Here is a 15,362-nt window from a genome sequence, read left to right as displayed (position 1 = left end):
CGTCAGCGTGACCTTCTGATGGCCGCCCTCGACGGCGACCTCACGTCGCTGTAGTAGTCGGGGTTGTAGCGCACCTCGCCGGTGGGCGTATAGGTGATCGCGTCGGCGTTGTACCAGCCCCAGACCCGGGCCGCGGTCAGCGTGGCATTGACGTTGAACGGGTTGCCCTGGTCGTCGAAGGTGCCGACCGTCGTGTACGTCCCGCCGTCCTTGACGTTCTCGTACGGCTGGGGGTTGTAGTCGACCGCGGCCGACGCGGTCTTGGGGACGCCCTTGCGGTCGGCGCCCGCCCCGTCCTGGCCGGAGGAGGACTGGCACGCGGTGGCGGCGACGGAGACGGCGGCGATCAGGGCGACGGGCAGGGCCAGTCTTGCGCGCATGACGGATGGCTTCCTTCTGATTCGACGGGTGTACGGGAGAGCCCGGTGACGGGCGGGGTGAACGGCCCGGGGCACGGACCGGCGGGTCGGGGCCCCGGACGGGACGGCCTCAGACGGCGTGACAGGCGTACTGGTGACCGGGCCGGCCGGCCACGGAGGCCTGCGCGGGGCGTTCCGTACGACAGCGCTCGCGCACCGCCTCGTCGGCGACGCGGTGAAGGGGGCAGCGGTCGACGAAGACACAGCCCGCCGGCAGCCGGGCGGCGCTGGGCTGTTCGCCCTCCAGCACGACACGCTCGCGGGTGCGTTCCCGCCGCGGGTCGGGGACCGGGATCGCCGACAGCAGCGCCCGGGTGTACGGGTGCTTCGGATCGGAGAAGATCGCCTCGGTGTCGCCGGTCTCGACGATGTGGCCCAGGTACATCACCGCGATACGGTCGGAGATGTACCGGACCACGGCCAGGTCGTGCGCCACCACCAGGTAGGCCAGGCCGAGTTCACGCTTCAGCCGGGCGAGCAGGTTGATCACTCCGGCCTGCACCGACACGTCCAGGGCAGAGAGCGGCTCGTCGAGCACCAGCAGTCTCGGCTCGGTCGCCAGGGCTCGGGCGACGGCGATGCGCTGACGCTGACCGCCGGAGAGCGCCGCGGGGAAACGGGTGATCGTCGAGGCGTCCAGGCCGACCAGCGCGAGGAGCTCGTCGACGCGGGTGCGGATCGCCTCGCGGTCCCGCCCCATGGCCTGCAGGGGTTCGGCGAGCAGCTGGAACACCGGCAGTCGCGGGTCGAGAGCCCCCAGCGGATCCTGCATCACGATCTGGACCTCGCGCCGCAACTCCCTTACGCGTGCGGCGGATCCCGCCGAGCCGACCTCCGTGCCGGCGATCTCGATCCGCCCGCCCTCGGGTTGCCTCAGCCGGAGAATCTCCAGCAGCGTCGTGGTCTTGCCGCTGCCCGACTCGCCGACCAGGCCGAGGGTCTCGCCTGCCCGCAGCTCGAAACTGACCCGGTTGACGGCCCGAAGCGTGCCGACCCGGCGCTTGAGGACGGCGCCCCTGGTGACGGGGAAGGTCTTGACCAGGTCCTCGACGCGCAGCACCACGTCACCGGCGGCGCGGGCTTCCTCGGGGAGGGACTCGACCGGCTCGACCGGGCCCGCCGGGTCCAGCGTCCCGCCGGCGATCTCGTCCGCGCGCAGGCAGGCCACGTCCCCGTGCCCGGTGACTTCGCGCAGCGCGGGTTCGTCGGTGCGGCACGCGTCGAGGGCGACGGCGCAGCGGCGCGCGAAGGGGCAGCCTGCCGGGAGGCCCACGAGCGCCGGCGGTTCCCCGCCGATCGGGACCAGCGGGCGGTGGACGCCACTGTCCACGGTCGGCACGGCGGCGAGCAGTCGCGCGGTGTACGGCATGACCGGCCGGGCGAAGAGTTCCCCAGCGCCCGCCCGCTCGACGATCCGGCCCGCGTACATCACGGCGATGTCGTCCGCGTGGCCGGCGACCACTCCGAGGTCGTGCGTGATGAGGACGAGTCCGGCGCCGGTCTCCTTCTGCGCCAGCTTCAGTACGTCGAGGATCTGGGCCTGCACGGTGACGTCGAGGGCGGTGGTGGGCTCGTCGGCGACGAGCACGGAGGGCTGGTTGGCGATCGCCATCGCGATGACGACACGCTGGCGCATCCCGCCGGAGAACTCGTGGGGGAAGGACGTGGCCCGGCCGCGCGGGTCGGGGATGCCGACGAGGTCAAGCAGCTCGACGGCTTGCTCCCAGGCGGCCCGCTTCGTCAGGTCCTGGTGGATCCGGAGGGTGTCGGAGAGCAGCCGGCCCACGGTGAAGATCGGGGTGAGGGCGGACAGCGGGTCCTGGAAGACCATGCCGATGGTCTTGCCCCGCACCCGGGAAAGGGCCTTGTCACCGAGGCCGATCAGGTCCTGGCCGCCGAGCAGCACCTGGCCCCGCAGGTCGGCCGAGGGTGGCAGCAGGCCCATGATGCCCATGGCGGTGGCCGACTTGCCCGAGCCGGACTCGCCGACGATGCCGAGCGTGCGGCCCGGCAGGAGATCGAAGCCGACACCGCGCACCGCCTCGACGGGGCCGTCCTCGGAGGGGAAGGAGACCCGCAGGTCCCGCACCGAGAGCACGGGGGCGGTGGCGTCCCCGGCCGGGGGCGCCGTGGACGTGGTCGTCGCGAGGGTCATCGTCGGCCTCCTGCCGCACCGGTCACGGATGTGGGGTCCAGGGCGTCGCGCAGGCCGTCGCCGACGAAGGTCATCGACACGGTGAGCAGGACGACCAGACCTGCGGGGAAGGCGAACAGCCAGGGGGCACTCGTGACGGTGCTCGCACCGTCCGCGAGCATCGTGCCTAGGGAGACGTCCGGGGTCTGGACACCGAACCCGAGGAAGGACAGGGCGGTTTCGCTGAGCACGGTCGCGACGACGCCGAGCGTCAGGTTGACGATCAGCAGCGAGCCGAGGTTGGGGATGATGTGGCGCAGGATGATGCGCAGCGGGCCCACCCCCATGAACTCGGCAGCCGTCACGTAGTCCCGCTCGCGCAGGGAGGTCGAGACGGACCAGATCACCCGCGCGGTGGACATCCAGCCGAACAGCGTCAGTACGACGATGAGGATCCGCCAGTCACCGGCCAGGCGGTTGGAGACCAGAGCGAGGATGAGGAACGAGGGGACGATCAGCAGGAAGTGGATGACGGCGAGCGTGGTTCGCTCCACCCGGCCGCCGAAGTAGGCGGCGCCTGATCCGATGACGGCGGCGACGGCGACCGTCAGGACGGACACGCTCACGGCGATCGCCAGGGAACGCCTCAGTCCGTGCACGGCGGAGGCGTAGATGTCGTTGCCGCCCTGGTTGGTGCCGAACCAGTGCGCGGCGCTCGGCGGCCGGGTGAGTGCGGCGAAGTCGGCGTCGGAGTAGGCGTACGAGGTGAACAGACCGCCGAACGCGCTGAACAGCACCAGGGCCACGAAGATCAGCACGCCGACGACGGCGAGCCGGTTGCGCAGGAAGCGCCTCAGGTAGAGCCGCGCGAGGCCGGGCCGGTGCCCGTCCGCGGGGGCGCCGCGCGTCACGTCCGGCAGCCGGCCGGGGGGCGTGGTCAGGTCGGTGGCCATGTCAGCTCGCCCTCACGCGCGGGTCGAGGAAGACCGTGGCGATGTCCGCGAGAATCGCGCCGATCGCGGTCAGTGCGGCGGCGAAGGCCGCGGTCGCGACCGTGCCGTGCACGTCGTTCTTGCTGATGGTCTGGATGAAGTAGCGGCCCATGCCGTTCCAGCCGAAGATCGTCTCGGTGATGATGGCCCCGGTGAAGATGGCCGGGACGCTGAACGCCACGGACGTCGCCGTCGGGATGAGCGCGGTCCGCAGGGCGTGCCTGCGGATGGCCTGGGCCCGGGTGAGTCCGGTGGCCCGTGCGGTGCGCACGAAGTCGGCGTTGATGGTGTCGAGCAGGAGCGAACGCTGCGTCAGGTGGTAGCCGACGTAGCCCATCAGGGTCAGTGTCAGGGTCGGCAGGATCAGGTGCAGGATGCGGTCGCCGATGGTCGGGAGGAGCCCTTCGACGTTGGGCGAGTTCTCCCCGGCCACGTAGAGGAAGTGCAGACCGGCGTGCTGGTTGAGCCAGATGGCGACGAAGACCACGCCGAGTGCGGCGACGGACGTCGGAACGTTGAACACCGCGATGGAGACGGCCTGCGAGACCCGGTCGGACCAGCCGTACTGTCGCGAGGCCGTGTACACACCCAGCGCGACGCCGAGCACGACGGAGAGGATCGTCGCGATGACGACCAGTTCGGCGCTGACGAGCGAGCGGTAGCCGATCTCCCCGTTGACGGAGACGCCCGTGGGTGACTTCCCCCAGTCGAAGTGGACGACGACGGAGGTGAACCAGTCCCACCAGCGCTGCGCCACCGGTACCTGGGGGTCCAGGTTGTAGGGCGCCAGCGCCCGGCCGATCTGCGCCTCGCTGCGGACGGGCCGCAGTTCCTTGAAGTTCGACCGCGGATCGAGGAACCAACTGGCAAGGAAATAGGTGGCGTTGGTCGACACCACGATCATCAGGAGCCAGCCCGCCCCCTTGCGCGTCACATAGCGCAGCACGGTCGGCACCTCCTCACCGCGCGCGGGAGGTGCGCCGTGGGGGCGCCGGATCTGGGGGGCGTATGCATGCGCGGTGGAGCTTTCTGGGGGGACGGAACGTGAGCACAGACGTGCGGGCGCCAGTGTGGTCCGCGGCCCGGCGGCGCCACCAGAGCTTGGCCCGTCCCGCCACGACGTCGAAATGCCGCCGTAGCAAACAGTCCCGACAGATCATGTTTTATGCAGGGATCGCCCTTCGTCCAAAGTGCGTGCCCCGCGCTGCGCCGGTCACGGATTAAACGTCGCGGTTGCGGCGTTATGCCTGGTCGGAGCCGATTCGTAAGGAGAACCGGCGGATCTGGAGGCATGGCTGTGCACGGTGAGTACAAGGTCCCCGGCGGCAAGCTCGTCGTGGTGGACCTGGACGTCCGGGGCGGGGCGCTGCGCGATGTGCGGGTGGCGGGTGACTTCTTCCTGGAGCCGGACGAGGCGATCCTGACGATCGACGCGGCGCTGGAGGGAGCCCCGGCCACCACCGACACGGCGGGCCTGGCCGCCCGCATCGACGCGGCCCTCCCGGAGTCGACGGTGATGCTGGGGCTCACGTCGGAGGGTGTCGCCGTCGCCGTGCGCCGGGCGCTGGCGCACGCCGCGGAGTGGAGCGACTTCGACTGGCAGCTCATCCACGACGCCCCGCAGTCGCCCGCGCTCCACATGGCTCTCGACGAGGTCATCACGGCCGAGGTCGCCGCGGGCCGGCGGCCGCCGACGCTCCGGGTGTGGGAGTGGGACGCCCCCGCGGTGATCATCGGCAGCTTCCAGTCCCTGCGCAACGAGGTCGACCCGGCGGGTGTGGACCGTCACGGCGTCACGGTGGTCCGGCGCGTCTCCGGGGGCGGGGCGATGTTCGCGGAGCCGAGCAGCACCATCACCTACTCGCTCGCCGTGCCCCAGTCCCTCGTCTCCGGCCTCTCCTTCGCCGACAGTTACGCCTATCTGGACGACTGGGTGCTCGAAGCGCTCGGCGACATGGGGATCAAGGCCTGGTACCAGCCGCTCAACGACATCGCGACCGAGGTGGGGAAGATCGCGGGAGCGGCACAGAAGCGTGTGGTGGGGCCGGACGGCGGGCCCGGCGCGGTGCTGCACCACGTGACGATGTCGTACGACATCGATGCCGACAAGATGCTCGACGTCCTGCGGATCGGCAAGGAGAAGATGTCCGACAAGGGCACGAAGAGCGCCAAGAAGCGCGTCGACCCCTTGCGCCGGCAGACGGGCCTGCCTCGCGAGACGGTCATCGAGCGGATGATCGAGTCGTTCCGCGGGCGTCATGGCCTCACCCGGGGCGCGGTGACCCCGGAGGAGCTGGCCCGCGCCGAGGAGCTCGTCCGTACGAAGTTCTCCACCGCGGAGTGGACCGCGCGGGTGCCGTAGGCCGCTTCGGGGCCGTGCCGCCGCACGGGCGGCCGCCCTCGGCCCGTCGGCTTGCGGTCAGCGGCCCCTCAGCGCTCACGCGGGGTGACGAGCCCCGACTCGTAGGCGAAGACGACGAGTTGGGCGCGGTCGCGGGCACCGAGCTTGGTCATGGCGCGGCTGATGTGTGTCTTGGCGGTGAACGGGCTGATGACCATGTGGGCGGCGATCTCCTCGTTCGTGAGCCCCCGGGCCGCCAGCGCGCTGACCTCCCGCTCCCGGCGGGTCAGGGTCTCGAAGCCCGGCGCGGTCGTCCGGTCCGGGGGCCGGGCGACGAACTCGCCGATCAGCCTGCGGGTGATGGCGGGCGACAGCAGGGCGTCGCCGCGGGCCGCGACGCGGACGGCCTGGAGCAGTTCGGCGGGTTCGGTGTCCTTGAGCAGGAAGCCCGCCGCCCCCGCGCGCAGGGCGTCGAACACGTATTCGTCCAGGCCGTAGTTGGTCAGGATCACCACGTGGACCCCGCCCAGCAGCGGGTCGGCGGCGATCGCCCGGGTGGCCTCGATGCCCGTCATCACGGGCATCTGTACGTCGACGAGGGCGATGTCGGGGGTGTGCAGCCGGGCCAGCTCCAGCCCCTCGCGGCCGTCGGCGGCCTCGCCGACCACCTCGATGCCGTCCTCCGCGTCGAGCAGCGCCCGGAAACCGGCCCGCATGAGCGCCTGGTCATCGACGATGAGCACACGGATCGGGGCTGCGACCTCCTCGCTCATGCGGTGGATCCCTTGGTGTGCAGCGGCAGTTCGGCGTGTACGGAGAAACCGCCGGCCCTGCGTGGCGCGGCGGCCAGGGTGCCGCCGAGCGCCGTCACGCGCTCCCGCATGCCCGTGAGACCGGTCCCCGCGGTGACGGTGTCGCCGGGGCCGCACGGGCCGTGATCGTCGACGTGCACCGTCAGCGCGCTCGGCCCGTAGGCGAGCCGGACGGTGGTCGGGGCCCGGTCGGCGTGCCGGGCCACATTGGTGAGGGCTTCCTGCACGATGCGGTACGCGGCATGGTCCACGGACACGGGGAGGGGCCGTTCCTCGCCGCTGACGGTGACCGCGAGCGCGATGCCGGCGCTCCGGGCCCGTTCGGCGAGTTCACCGATCCGGTCGAGCCCGGTGCCGGGTTCGACCACGTCGGTGCGCAACACCTCCAGCGTGGCGCGCAGTTCACGCATCGCCTCGCCGCTCGCCTCCTGGATGGCGAGCAGCGCGGGCTCCACCTCCGTGCCGCGCTTGCGGGCGAGGTGGACGGCAACTCCCGCCTGGAGCTTGACGATCGAGATGGAGTGGGTGAGCGAGTCGTGGAGTTCGCGTGCGATCCGCAGCCGCTCCTCCCCCGCCCGGCGCAGCGCCGCCTCGTCCCGGGTCCGCTCGGCGTCGAGCGCCCGCTGCTCGGTCTGGCGCAGATAGGCCTGCCAGTTCTTGTCGATGAGTCCGGTGACCCCGGCGCAGAGGAACCAGCCGACCAGCAGCAGGGTCCGCTCCACCACGCTCTCGGCTGCCGGTGAGGCGGTGATCAGGACGGTGAAGTAGCCGGCGAGGAAGAGGGCGCCGGCCGCGACGCCCCAGGCGCGGTGCCCGCTGCGGGCGGCGGCGTGCACGGCGGCCAGGACGGGGAACGCCGCCCAGGTGCCCGGGTGGGCGTGGAGCACGTACCCGGACATGGCGAGCGTGGTGACGACGAGCACCGTGCGGGGCGCCCGTCGGTGCTCGGCCAGCACCAGCGAACCCGTCGCGACGAGCACCAGGTCGAGTACGCCGGGTGCGGAGGCCGCACAGGCCGCGACGGTGACCGCCGCACCGGTCACGCACGCGAGTACCGCGTCCAGCAACCGGGTGCGGCGGCCGATGTCCCCCGTTTCCCCCGTCATGTGCCGCACCTTAACTCCCGTGCGGCACCCGGGGCATCAGCCCTGGGGACCGGCCGGGCACTACTCCCCGGGCAGTAGTGCCCGGCCGTCCCCCGCCGGACGGGATCAGCGCCGATCGCCTTCGCCGGTACGACGACCCGGCCCCGGTGCGCGGGCGAGCATCGTCGCCATGACCGGACCTTTCCGCTACACCTCACCCGTACCTCCCAAGTCGGCGACCGGAGCGGTCGCCGACGTCTACGCGCAGATGTCCACCGACTTCGGGATCGAGCGCGCACCGACCTTCGTCGTCCTGTCCCCGTCACCGCCCCTGCTCACCGCGGCCTGGGCCCTGCTGCGCGAGGCGCTGCTGGCCGGACAGGTGTCCCGTACGGACAAGGAGGTGGTGGCGGCCGGGGTGTCGCTCGCCAACCGCTGTCCGTTCTGCGTGGACGCGCACACCGTGCTGCTGCACGCCACCGGCGACCACCGGCTGGCGGAGACGATCGCCCGCGGCGAACAGCCGGCGGACCCGGGCCATCGCGCCCTGCTGGCCTGGGGGAAGGACCTGAGCACGCCGCGGCCGTTTCCGCCGGCCGCCGCACCCGAGCACATCGGTACCGCGCTGGCCTTCCACTTCATCAACCGCATCGTGTCCTCGCTGCTGACCGAGAGCATGCTGCCCGGCGGTCTCCAGCGCCTGCGCTGCGTACGGAGCGTGGCGGGCCGCTCCCTGGCCCGGACCGTTCGCCGCGAGCTGGTGACGGGACTGAGCCTCCCGCTGCTCGAAACGGCGGGCGAGGCGCCCGCCTGGGCGGCCGGCACCGCCGTCGGCACCGCCTACGGTGCGCTGCGCACGGCGGCGGAGCTGGGTGCCGGGCTGCTGAGCGACGAGGACGCGGCGCTCGTACGGGAGTCGGTGGCGGCCTGGGACGGTGTCACCCCGCTTCCGCTGCACGGAGCCGGTCTGCCGGACCGGGCCAAGCGGCCGGGCGCCAGGCTGGCCCTGCTCGCGGCGCGCGCCCCGTACCGGATCACGGACGAGGACGTGGCTGCCTGGCTCGTACCGCCGTTCACCGACCACTGCCTGGTCCATCTGATCGCCTTCGGGGCGATCTGCGCCATGGGGCGCGTCGAGGCCACGCTCACCCTGGGGACGAAGGAGCACGCATGACGGTCGCCGAGGCCTGGAACGGACCGCTCGGGCAGCACTGGGCCGACCACCCGGACCGCTACGACGCGATGCTGGACGGGTTCGACGGCGCCCTGTTCGCCGCGGCGGCGATCGGCCCCGGGGACCGGGTGGTCGACATCGGCTGCGGCAGCGGGCTGACGACGCGCATGGCCGCTCAGCGGGCGCCGGGCGGGCGGGTCACCGGGGTCGACCTCTCGGAGCCCCTGGTCGGACGGGCCCGCGCGCTCACCGACGGAGCGCGGTTCCCGCAGGTGACCTACCGGTTGGCCGACGCGCAGACCTGTGCGTTCGAGCCCGGCGGCTACGATCTGGCCGTCAGCCGGGGCGGGGTGATGTTCTTCGCCGACCCCGTCGCCGCGTTCGCCAACATCGCGGGAGCGCTGCGGCCGGGCGGCCGGCTGGCCTTCCTGTGCCCGCAGCCCGCACAGCCGGACGGCGAGGAGCGCAAGGCGCTGGGCCTGCTGGCCTCGCTGCTGGGGCGGGACCACACCACGGAGAACGCGGTGGCCACGGCGATGGCCTCGCTCTCGGAGCCCGGGCGCATCCACGCGGTCCTGGGCGCGGCGGGCTTCACGGCGATCGAGGTGACGGGCGTGAGCGCCGACACCTGCTGGGGGAAGGACGCCGCGGACGCGGTCGACTTCTTCGTCTCCCGCACCCCCGGCCTGTCCGTCTCCGACGCCACGCGGGCCGCGATGACCGAAGCCCTGCTGCCCCATGAGTCGCCGCGCGGGGTGATGCTGCGCGCGGGTGTGTGGGTGGTGACCGCGCGCACTCCCTAAGGGCCGGCCGGCGGGCGGTGCTCGTACCACCGCCGGTCGGCCTCCAGCTGGGCGGCCAGCGAGATGAGCCGCTCCTCGCTGCGGGAGGGGCCGAGCAGTTGGGCCCCGACGGGGAGGCCGTCGGGGGTGAAGCCCGCGGGAACGTTGATGCCGGGCCAGCCCAGGACGTTCCACGGCCAGGCGTACGGGCACGCCTCGGTCATCGCCACGTCGGTGCGCCAGGCGCTCAGTCCGTCGAACCTGCCGATACGGGGCGGCGGCAGGGCCGTCGTCGGGGTGAGCAGCACGTCGAATCCCGATCCGGCTCTGCCCCGGGAGGGGTGGAACAGGGCGCCGATCCGCCGGTGCTGGCGCACCTCCCGCTCTCTTGCGGCCCGTACCACCCGGCCGCCGAGCCGGGTGCCGGTGCGCAAGGCGCTGCGGGTGCGGGGGTCCAGGAGCGCGGGTTCGGGGTGCCGTGCGGCGAGTTCGGCGATCCCGGCGGTGGCGCGGGGGAGGAATCCGAGACCGATCAGCCCGTAGCGGGGCCGGGCCTCCTCGACGTGGTGGCCGAGCCGGGCGAGTGCCTCGGCGAGTTCGGTCACGGCGCGGCGGATGTCCGGGTGGGGAGCGGTGCCGGTGAGGGTGAGCGGGGGACGCCAGGCGAGGGCGATGCGCAGTGGGCCCGGGTCGCGGCGGGCTGCGGCGGAGGCGTCGACGGGCGGCGGGCGGTGCGGGTCGTCGGGGTGCGCGCCCGCGACGGCGTCGAGCAGGAGGGCGGCGTCGGCGACGGTCCTGGCCAGCGGGCCGTTGACGGTGAGCCCCTGGAAGGCGTCGCTGTGGGGGTGCACGGAGATCCGGCCGCGCTGCGGTTTGATGCCGACGAGGTGGGTCCAGGCGGCGGGGATGCGGACGGACCCGGCCCCGTCGGAGCCGAGCGCCGCGGGCACGAGTCCGGCGGCCACGGCGGCGGCCGAACCGCCGGAGGAGCCGCCCGGGGTGTGCTCGGTGTTCCAAGGATTGCGGGTGGCGCCGAAGGCGGATCCCTCGGTGAACGGCCACTGCCCCAGTTCGCAGGAGTTGGTCTTCCCCACGATCACGGCCCCGGCGGCGCGCAGCCGGCGTACGGACTCGCTGTCGGCCGTCGCGGCAGGCAGCTCCCCCGCGCAGCCGAAATGGGTGGGCAGCCCAGCGACGTCGGTGTCGTCCTTGACCGCGACCGGTACCCCGAGCAACGGCAGCCGCTCCCCCGCGGCGAGCCGGCGGTCGGCCTCGGCCGCCTCGGCGAGTGCGGCGGCCGCGCGCAGGTGCCGGAAGGCGTTGAGGGTGCCCTGGCTCGCCTCGATCCGGGCGAGGGCCTCGGTGACGAGCCGGGTGGCCGTGGTGCGGCCGTCCGCGAGGGCGCGTGCGCTGTCGGCCAGTCCGGCCGGGGCCTCGACGTCCGTTCCGGTGGATTGTGCTGAGGACATGGACTGCCCGCCTCCCTCGTACCGTCAGGTGCGTACACCTGTCCGCCCGAACGAACTTACTGGAGGGTAACGAGTGGGGCGCGCTCACTCAACCGTTCGGCGGGTCAGGCCGCCGCCGTGTCGTCGCATCGCCGTCCGCAGCGCCCGGACGGTGCCGCTCCCGCCGGGAGCGGCACCGCGCGGGCGCCCCGGGCCTACGGCTGGACCGTGATCTCACCGATTCCGGTGCCGAGCCCGGCACAGTGCGCGGTCGACTGGCCGGACTGGCCCGGGTTCAGTGTGACGTGCTCACCGTCCACGTCCGGGGACCAGCCGCAGACCAGGTGCACCCAGAAGGTCTGGGTCGCGGAGCCGTTGTTCCGGCACAGCGCGTAGCCCGTGTAGTCGTCGATGGCGTGCTTGCCCGTCTCGCAGGACAGTCCCGGCGGCGTCGCCGTCGGTGCGGCGGCCGAGGCCGCCGTCGCGAGGCCGGTGGACACGGCGAGCGCCGCGGTCAGTCCGGCGACGGCGGTACCCCGCAGTACGGCCCCGGACAGACTCCCCATGGACTTCTTCATGATTCCCTCTCGGTCGTACTCGGTGGATCCGGTGGTTCGCGTCTCGGTGGTGACGCACTCGGCGCCGTAGCGGCCGAGCCCGTCCCCTCTAACCGGAAACGCCACCGAACGTCACGCTGTGTACGCACCCGGGGGCACTGTTCCACCGGGCGGCCGTCCCTCCCCCGGCGTACGCTCGGAAGATCGGACCGCAGGCCCGGACAGCCCCGCCACGACCCTTCGAGGAGGCGACGTGACCGGTCCACACCTCGGCACACGCCCGGCCGCATGGACTGCGGCGCTCGTACTCTCCGTCACCGGCAGCGGCCTCATCGGCAGCGGCGTGGCACACGCGGAGGACATCGACCATCTCACCGCCCAGCAGATCGCCGACCGCTCCCGTGACGCGCTGCTCGGCGCGGAGTCCGTGCACCTGAGCACCCGGGGGGACCTCGGCAGGGGCAGCACCCCCATGTCCCTGGAACTGACCCTGGACCGTGCCGGCAACTGCAACGGCTCGGTGGACCTCGGCAACAGCCAGGGCTCGGCGCTGATCGTGAAGCGCGGCGACGACATCTGGATCAAGCCGGACGCGGACTTCTGGAAGAACCAGGTCCCCAACGGCGGATCCACCTTCGCCGCGATCCTGGGCGGCCGCTACATGAAGGGGTCGGCCGACGACCCCCGGCTGAGTGCCGTCACCAGAACCTGTGACCTCAACACCTTCCAGAAGCTGGTCAGCGACAACGCGAACAACCACACCGGAACGCTCAACAAGGGCGCGAAGACCACCCTCGGCAAGACGTCCGTCATCCCGCTGACGAGGATGCGCGACAACACCACCCTGACGCTCGACGTGGCGGCCACCGGCAAGCCCTATCCGCTGCGGCTCACCATCAAGGGCGACGGCGCCGACGCGGTCGTGGGCTTCTCCGCCTTCGACAGGCCGGTGCCCAGGACCACGCCCCCGCCGGACGAGACCTTCGACGTCAGCGCGCTGCTGGGCCGCTCGACGAGCCCGGTGTGACGCTCTCCCGGCCGGTGAGCAGCACGTACAGCACCAGCGAGGAGGCCAGGCCGACCGCCCAGCCGTAGTCGGCGAGCGGCTTCAGGAACGGGACCAGCCCGTCCGCCGGGAACGGCCCCTTCCCGGGTTCCGAGTGCGAGCCTCCGATCGCCAGGACTCCGCCGACGGCGAAGGCGGCGACGGCCCGCGGGTTCCAGCCGTTCGTGTACCAGTAGCGGCCGCCGGGCCGGTAGAGGTCGGCGAGGTCGAGTACGGTCCGCCGGACGATCCAGTAGTCGGCGATGAGGATGCCGGCCACCGTACCGAGCAGCCCGCCGACGAGGCCGAGCCACGTGAAGATGTACAGCTCGGGCGTCTCCGTGAGCTTCCACGGCATGATCACGACGCCCACGACGCCCGTGATCAGCGCGCCCGTACGGAAGTTGATCAGCTTGGGCGCGAGGTTCGCCAGGTCGTACGCGGGTGAGACCACGTTCGCCGCGATGTTCACGGAGACCGTCGCGACCAGCACGGTCACCAGGGCGTAAAGGAGCCCGAAGACGTTGTCCGTGCGGGCGACGAGTTGCACCGGGTCCCAGATCGCCTCGCCGTACACGGCCTGCGAACCGGAGGTCACCAGGACGGAGAGCAGCGCGAAGAGCGTCATCGTGGTGGGCAGGCCGAGCGACTGGCCGCGGATCTGGGCGCGTTGGCCGGCGCCGAAGCGGGTGAAGTCGGGGATGTTCAGGGAGAGCGTCGCCCAGAAGGCGATCATGCCCATCAGGGAGGGGAAGAAGACGGGCCAGAAGTCCTTGCCCCAGCCGAGCTTCGAGGGCTGGTCGAGCAGCGGGCCGAGACCGCCCGCCTTGACGGCGACCCAGACGAGCAGCACCAGGGCGCCGACGATGACGAACGGCGCCGCCCAGTTCTCGAACCGGCGCAGGGTGTCCATCCCCCGGTAGATGATGGCGAGTTCGAGGGCCCAGAACAGGATGAAGCAGAGCCAGAGCGTCCACGGCTGCCCGCCGATCTCGTCGGCGTTCGCCCAGCCGCCGAAGATCTTTCCGAGCAGGGTGAAGATGCCGACGCCGCCGATCCAGGTCTGGATGCCGAACCAGGCACACGCCACCGCGGCCCGGATCAGGGCGGGCAGATTGGCGCCGCGCAGCCCGAAGGAGGCGCGGGCCAGTACCGGGAAGGGGATGCCGTACTTGGGTCCGGCGTGCCCGGTGAGCAGCATGGGCCCGAGCACGATCAGGTTGGCGAGCGCGATGGTGAAGACCGCCTGCTTCCAGTCCATGCCGAGGGCGACGAGGCCGGAGGCGAGGAGCCAGGACGGGATGTTGTGGGCCATGCCGACCCAGAGGGCGGCGAAGTTGTACGTGGTCCAGTCGCGCCGCTCCAGGGGGACGGGCAGCAGGTCCTCGTTGACGAACCGGCTGTCGTCGGGGGCGGCGCCGGTGGGGAGTTCGACGCGGTCCGGGGCCTCGGCTATCCGGTCCTGCGGTGGTGGCGGCGGTGCGGTCGATGTCATGGCGGCTGGACCCTTCGCTCGGGGACGGTGCCGTGCGGGGTGCGGGGGGGTGCGTACGACCGGAGGAACGCGGCGGTCAGTCGGACAGGGCGGGGATGATCTCGGATCCGTAGGCGTCGATGGTCGCCTCGCGGGCGTCGTGCATGTTGTAGACGGCGAACTGGTCGACGCCGAGGTCACGCAGCGTCCGGAGCTTCTCGATGTGCGCCTCGGCCGGGCCCAGCAGGCAGAACCGGTCGACGATCTCGTCGGGGACGAAAGTGGTGTCGGGGTTCCCCGCGCGCCCGTGGTGGCTGTAGTCGTAACCGGAGCGCCCGGCGATGTACGCGGTCAGGGCCTCGGGTACGAGACCCGAGTGCTCGCCGTAGCGGGAGACCAGGTCGGCGACGTGGTTGCCGACCATGCCGCCGAACCAGCGGCACTGCTCGCGGGCGTGGTCGAGGTCGTCACCCACGTAGGCGGGCGCGGCGACGCAGATGGTCACGGAGTCCGGATCGCGTCCGGCCTCGGCCGCCGCGTCCCGTACCGCCTTGATCATCCACTCGGTGAGGAAGGGATCGGCGAGCTGGAGGATGAAACCGTCCGCCTTCTGCCCTGCGAGGGCCAGCGCCTTGGGCCCGTACGCGCCCATCCAGACGGGCAGCCGGCCGTCCTTGACCCAGGGGATCTGGATCGGCTGGCCGTCGACGACCGCCTCGCGCCCCTCGGCGAGGTCACGGATGACGTCGATGGCCTCGCCCAGCCTGGCCAGGGTGTTGGGGCTGCGCCCGGCGACGCGCATCGCGGAGTCGCCGCGGCCGATGCCGCAGACGGTGCGGTTGCCGTACATGTCGTTGAGCGTGGCGAAGGTGGAGGCGGTCACCTCCCAGGTACGGGTGCCCGGATTGGTCACCATGGGGCCGACCACGAGGCGTTCGGTGTGTTCGAGGATGCGGCTGTAGATGACGAAGGGCTCCTGCCAGAGCACCGCCGAGTCGAAGGTCCAGCCGTAGCGGAAGCCGTTGCGTTCGGCCCGGCGCATCAGGCCGACGACGGCCGAGGCGGGCGGGTCCGTCTGCAGGACGAGTCCGAAGTCCAT

General features: G+C 72.1%; 14 protein-coding genes. 4 read left to right on the top strand and 10 right to left on the bottom strand.

Annotated elements, in window-relative coordinates:
• Nucleotides 1–2 precede the first annotated feature (2 nt).
• The 4 genes from ACGFZA_RS10595 to ACGFZA_RS10580 all read right to left on the bottom strand — a co-directional run bounded on the left by ACGFZA_RS10595 (nt 3) and on the right by ACGFZA_RS10580 (nt 4,491).
• Nucleotides 3–380 carry a hypothetical protein gene (locus ACGFZA_RS10595; protein WP_393678908.1) on the bottom strand — a complete coding sequence of 126 codons (378 nt, stop codon included), beginning with the start codon at nt 378–380 and terminating at the stop codon, nt 3–5.
• Between the two features lie 109 nt (nt 381–489).
• On the bottom strand, nt 490–2,574 hold the full coding sequence (locus tag ACGFZA_RS10590; protein WP_393678653.1) for a dipeptide ABC transporter ATP-binding protein: 2,085 nt from the start codon (nt 2,572–2,574) through the stop codon (nt 490–492).
• A complete protein-coding gene (locus tag ACGFZA_RS10585; protein WP_393678652.1) occupies nt 2,571–3,506 on the bottom strand; it encodes an ABC transporter permease in 936 nt (311 codons plus the stop codon). The genes ACGFZA_RS10590 and ACGFZA_RS10585 overlap by 4 nt, the downstream gene beginning before the upstream one ends.
• 1 nt (nt 3,507) lies before the next feature.
• Complete coding sequence (locus ACGFZA_RS10580; protein ID WP_393678651.1) at nt 3,508–4,491, bottom strand: ABC transporter permease; 984 nt, start codon at nt 4,489–4,491, stop codon at nt 3,508–3,510.
• Nucleotides 4,492–4,842: 351 nt separating this feature from the next.
• On the opposite strand from ACGFZA_RS10580, the gene ACGFZA_RS10575 reads away from it, so the two are divergent.
• Complete coding sequence (locus tag ACGFZA_RS10575) at nt 4,843–5,907, top strand: biotin/lipoate A/B protein ligase family protein (protein ID WP_385278297.1); 1,065 nt, start codon at nt 4,843–4,845, stop codon at nt 5,905–5,907.
• 68 nt (nt 5,908–5,975) lie between these two features.
• Here ACGFZA_RS10575 and ACGFZA_RS10570 read toward each other — a convergent pair whose 3' ends face one another.
• Both ACGFZA_RS10570 and ACGFZA_RS10565 read right to left on the bottom strand, forming a co-directional pair.
• Complete coding sequence (locus ACGFZA_RS10570) at nt 5,976–6,659, bottom strand: response regulator (protein ID WP_385278159.1); 684 nt, start codon at nt 6,657–6,659, stop codon at nt 5,976–5,978.
• Entirely contained in the window at nt 6,656–7,804 is a 1,149-nt protein-coding gene (locus ACGFZA_RS10565; protein WP_393678650.1) for a sensor histidine kinase, read from the bottom strand. The genes ACGFZA_RS10570 and ACGFZA_RS10565 overlap by 4 nt, the downstream gene beginning before the upstream one ends.
• Before the next feature lie 169 nt (nt 7,805–7,973).
• On the opposite strand from ACGFZA_RS10565, the gene ACGFZA_RS10560 reads away from it, so the two are divergent.
• Entirely contained in the window at nt 7,974–8,957 is a 984-nt protein-coding gene (locus tag ACGFZA_RS10560) for a carboxymuconolactone decarboxylase family protein (RefSeq protein WP_393678649.1), read from the top strand.
• Nucleotides 8,954–9,760, top strand: coding sequence for a class I SAM-dependent methyltransferase (locus ACGFZA_RS10555; RefSeq protein WP_385272704.1), 807 nt, complete (start codon nt 8,954–8,956; stop codon nt 9,758–9,760). Before ACGFZA_RS10560 ends, ACGFZA_RS10555 begins: the two co-directional genes overlap by 4 nt.
• Here ACGFZA_RS10555 and ACGFZA_RS10550 read toward each other — a convergent pair.
• Entirely contained in the window at nt 9,757–11,208 is a 1,452-nt protein-coding gene (locus ACGFZA_RS10550; protein ID WP_393678648.1) for an amidase, read from the bottom strand. The two genes, ACGFZA_RS10555 and ACGFZA_RS10550, sit on opposite strands and share 4 nt — an antisense overlap.
• A gap of 194 nt (nt 11,209–11,402) precedes the next feature.
• On the bottom strand, nt 11,403–11,765 hold the full coding sequence (locus tag ACGFZA_RS10545) for a hypothetical protein (protein WP_385273392.1): 363 nt from the start codon (nt 11,763–11,765) through the stop codon (nt 11,403–11,405).
• 232 nt (nt 11,766–11,997) lie between these two features.
• Here ACGFZA_RS10545 and ACGFZA_RS10540 point away from each other — a divergent pair, with 232 nt between their 5' ends.
• Nucleotides 11,998–12,771, top strand: coding sequence for a hypothetical protein (locus ACGFZA_RS10540; protein ID WP_385272710.1), 774 nt, complete (start codon nt 11,998–12,000; stop codon nt 12,769–12,771).
• On the opposite strand, the gene ACGFZA_RS10535 is transcribed toward ACGFZA_RS10540, so the two are convergent.
• Both ACGFZA_RS10535 and ACGFZA_RS10530 read right to left on the bottom strand, forming a co-directional pair.
• The gene (locus tag ACGFZA_RS10535; protein ID WP_393678647.1) at nt 12,734–14,284 is read right to left on the bottom strand and encodes an NCS1 family nucleobase:cation symporter-1; all 1,551 of its coding nucleotides are present in this window, start codon (nt 14,282–14,284) and stop codon (nt 12,734–12,736) included. The two genes, ACGFZA_RS10540 and ACGFZA_RS10535, sit on opposite strands and share 38 nt — an antisense overlap.
• 76 nt (nt 14,285–14,360) lie before the next feature.
• Nucleotides 14,361–15,362, bottom strand: a complete 1,002-nt coding sequence (locus tag ACGFZA_RS10530; RefSeq protein ID WP_385272716.1) for a TIGR03842 family LLM class F420-dependent oxidoreductase — start codon at nt 15,360–15,362, stop codon at nt 14,361–14,363.

Origin of the sequence: Streptomyces sp. NPDC048211, from assembly GCF_043202315.1 — a bacterium.
In the GTDB taxonomy this organism is placed as follows: Bacteria; Actinomycetota; Actinomycetes; order Streptomycetales; family Streptomycetaceae; genus Streptomyces.
Note: the sequence above shows the minus strand (reverse complement) of the source record. Positions and strands in the feature narration are given on the sequence as shown.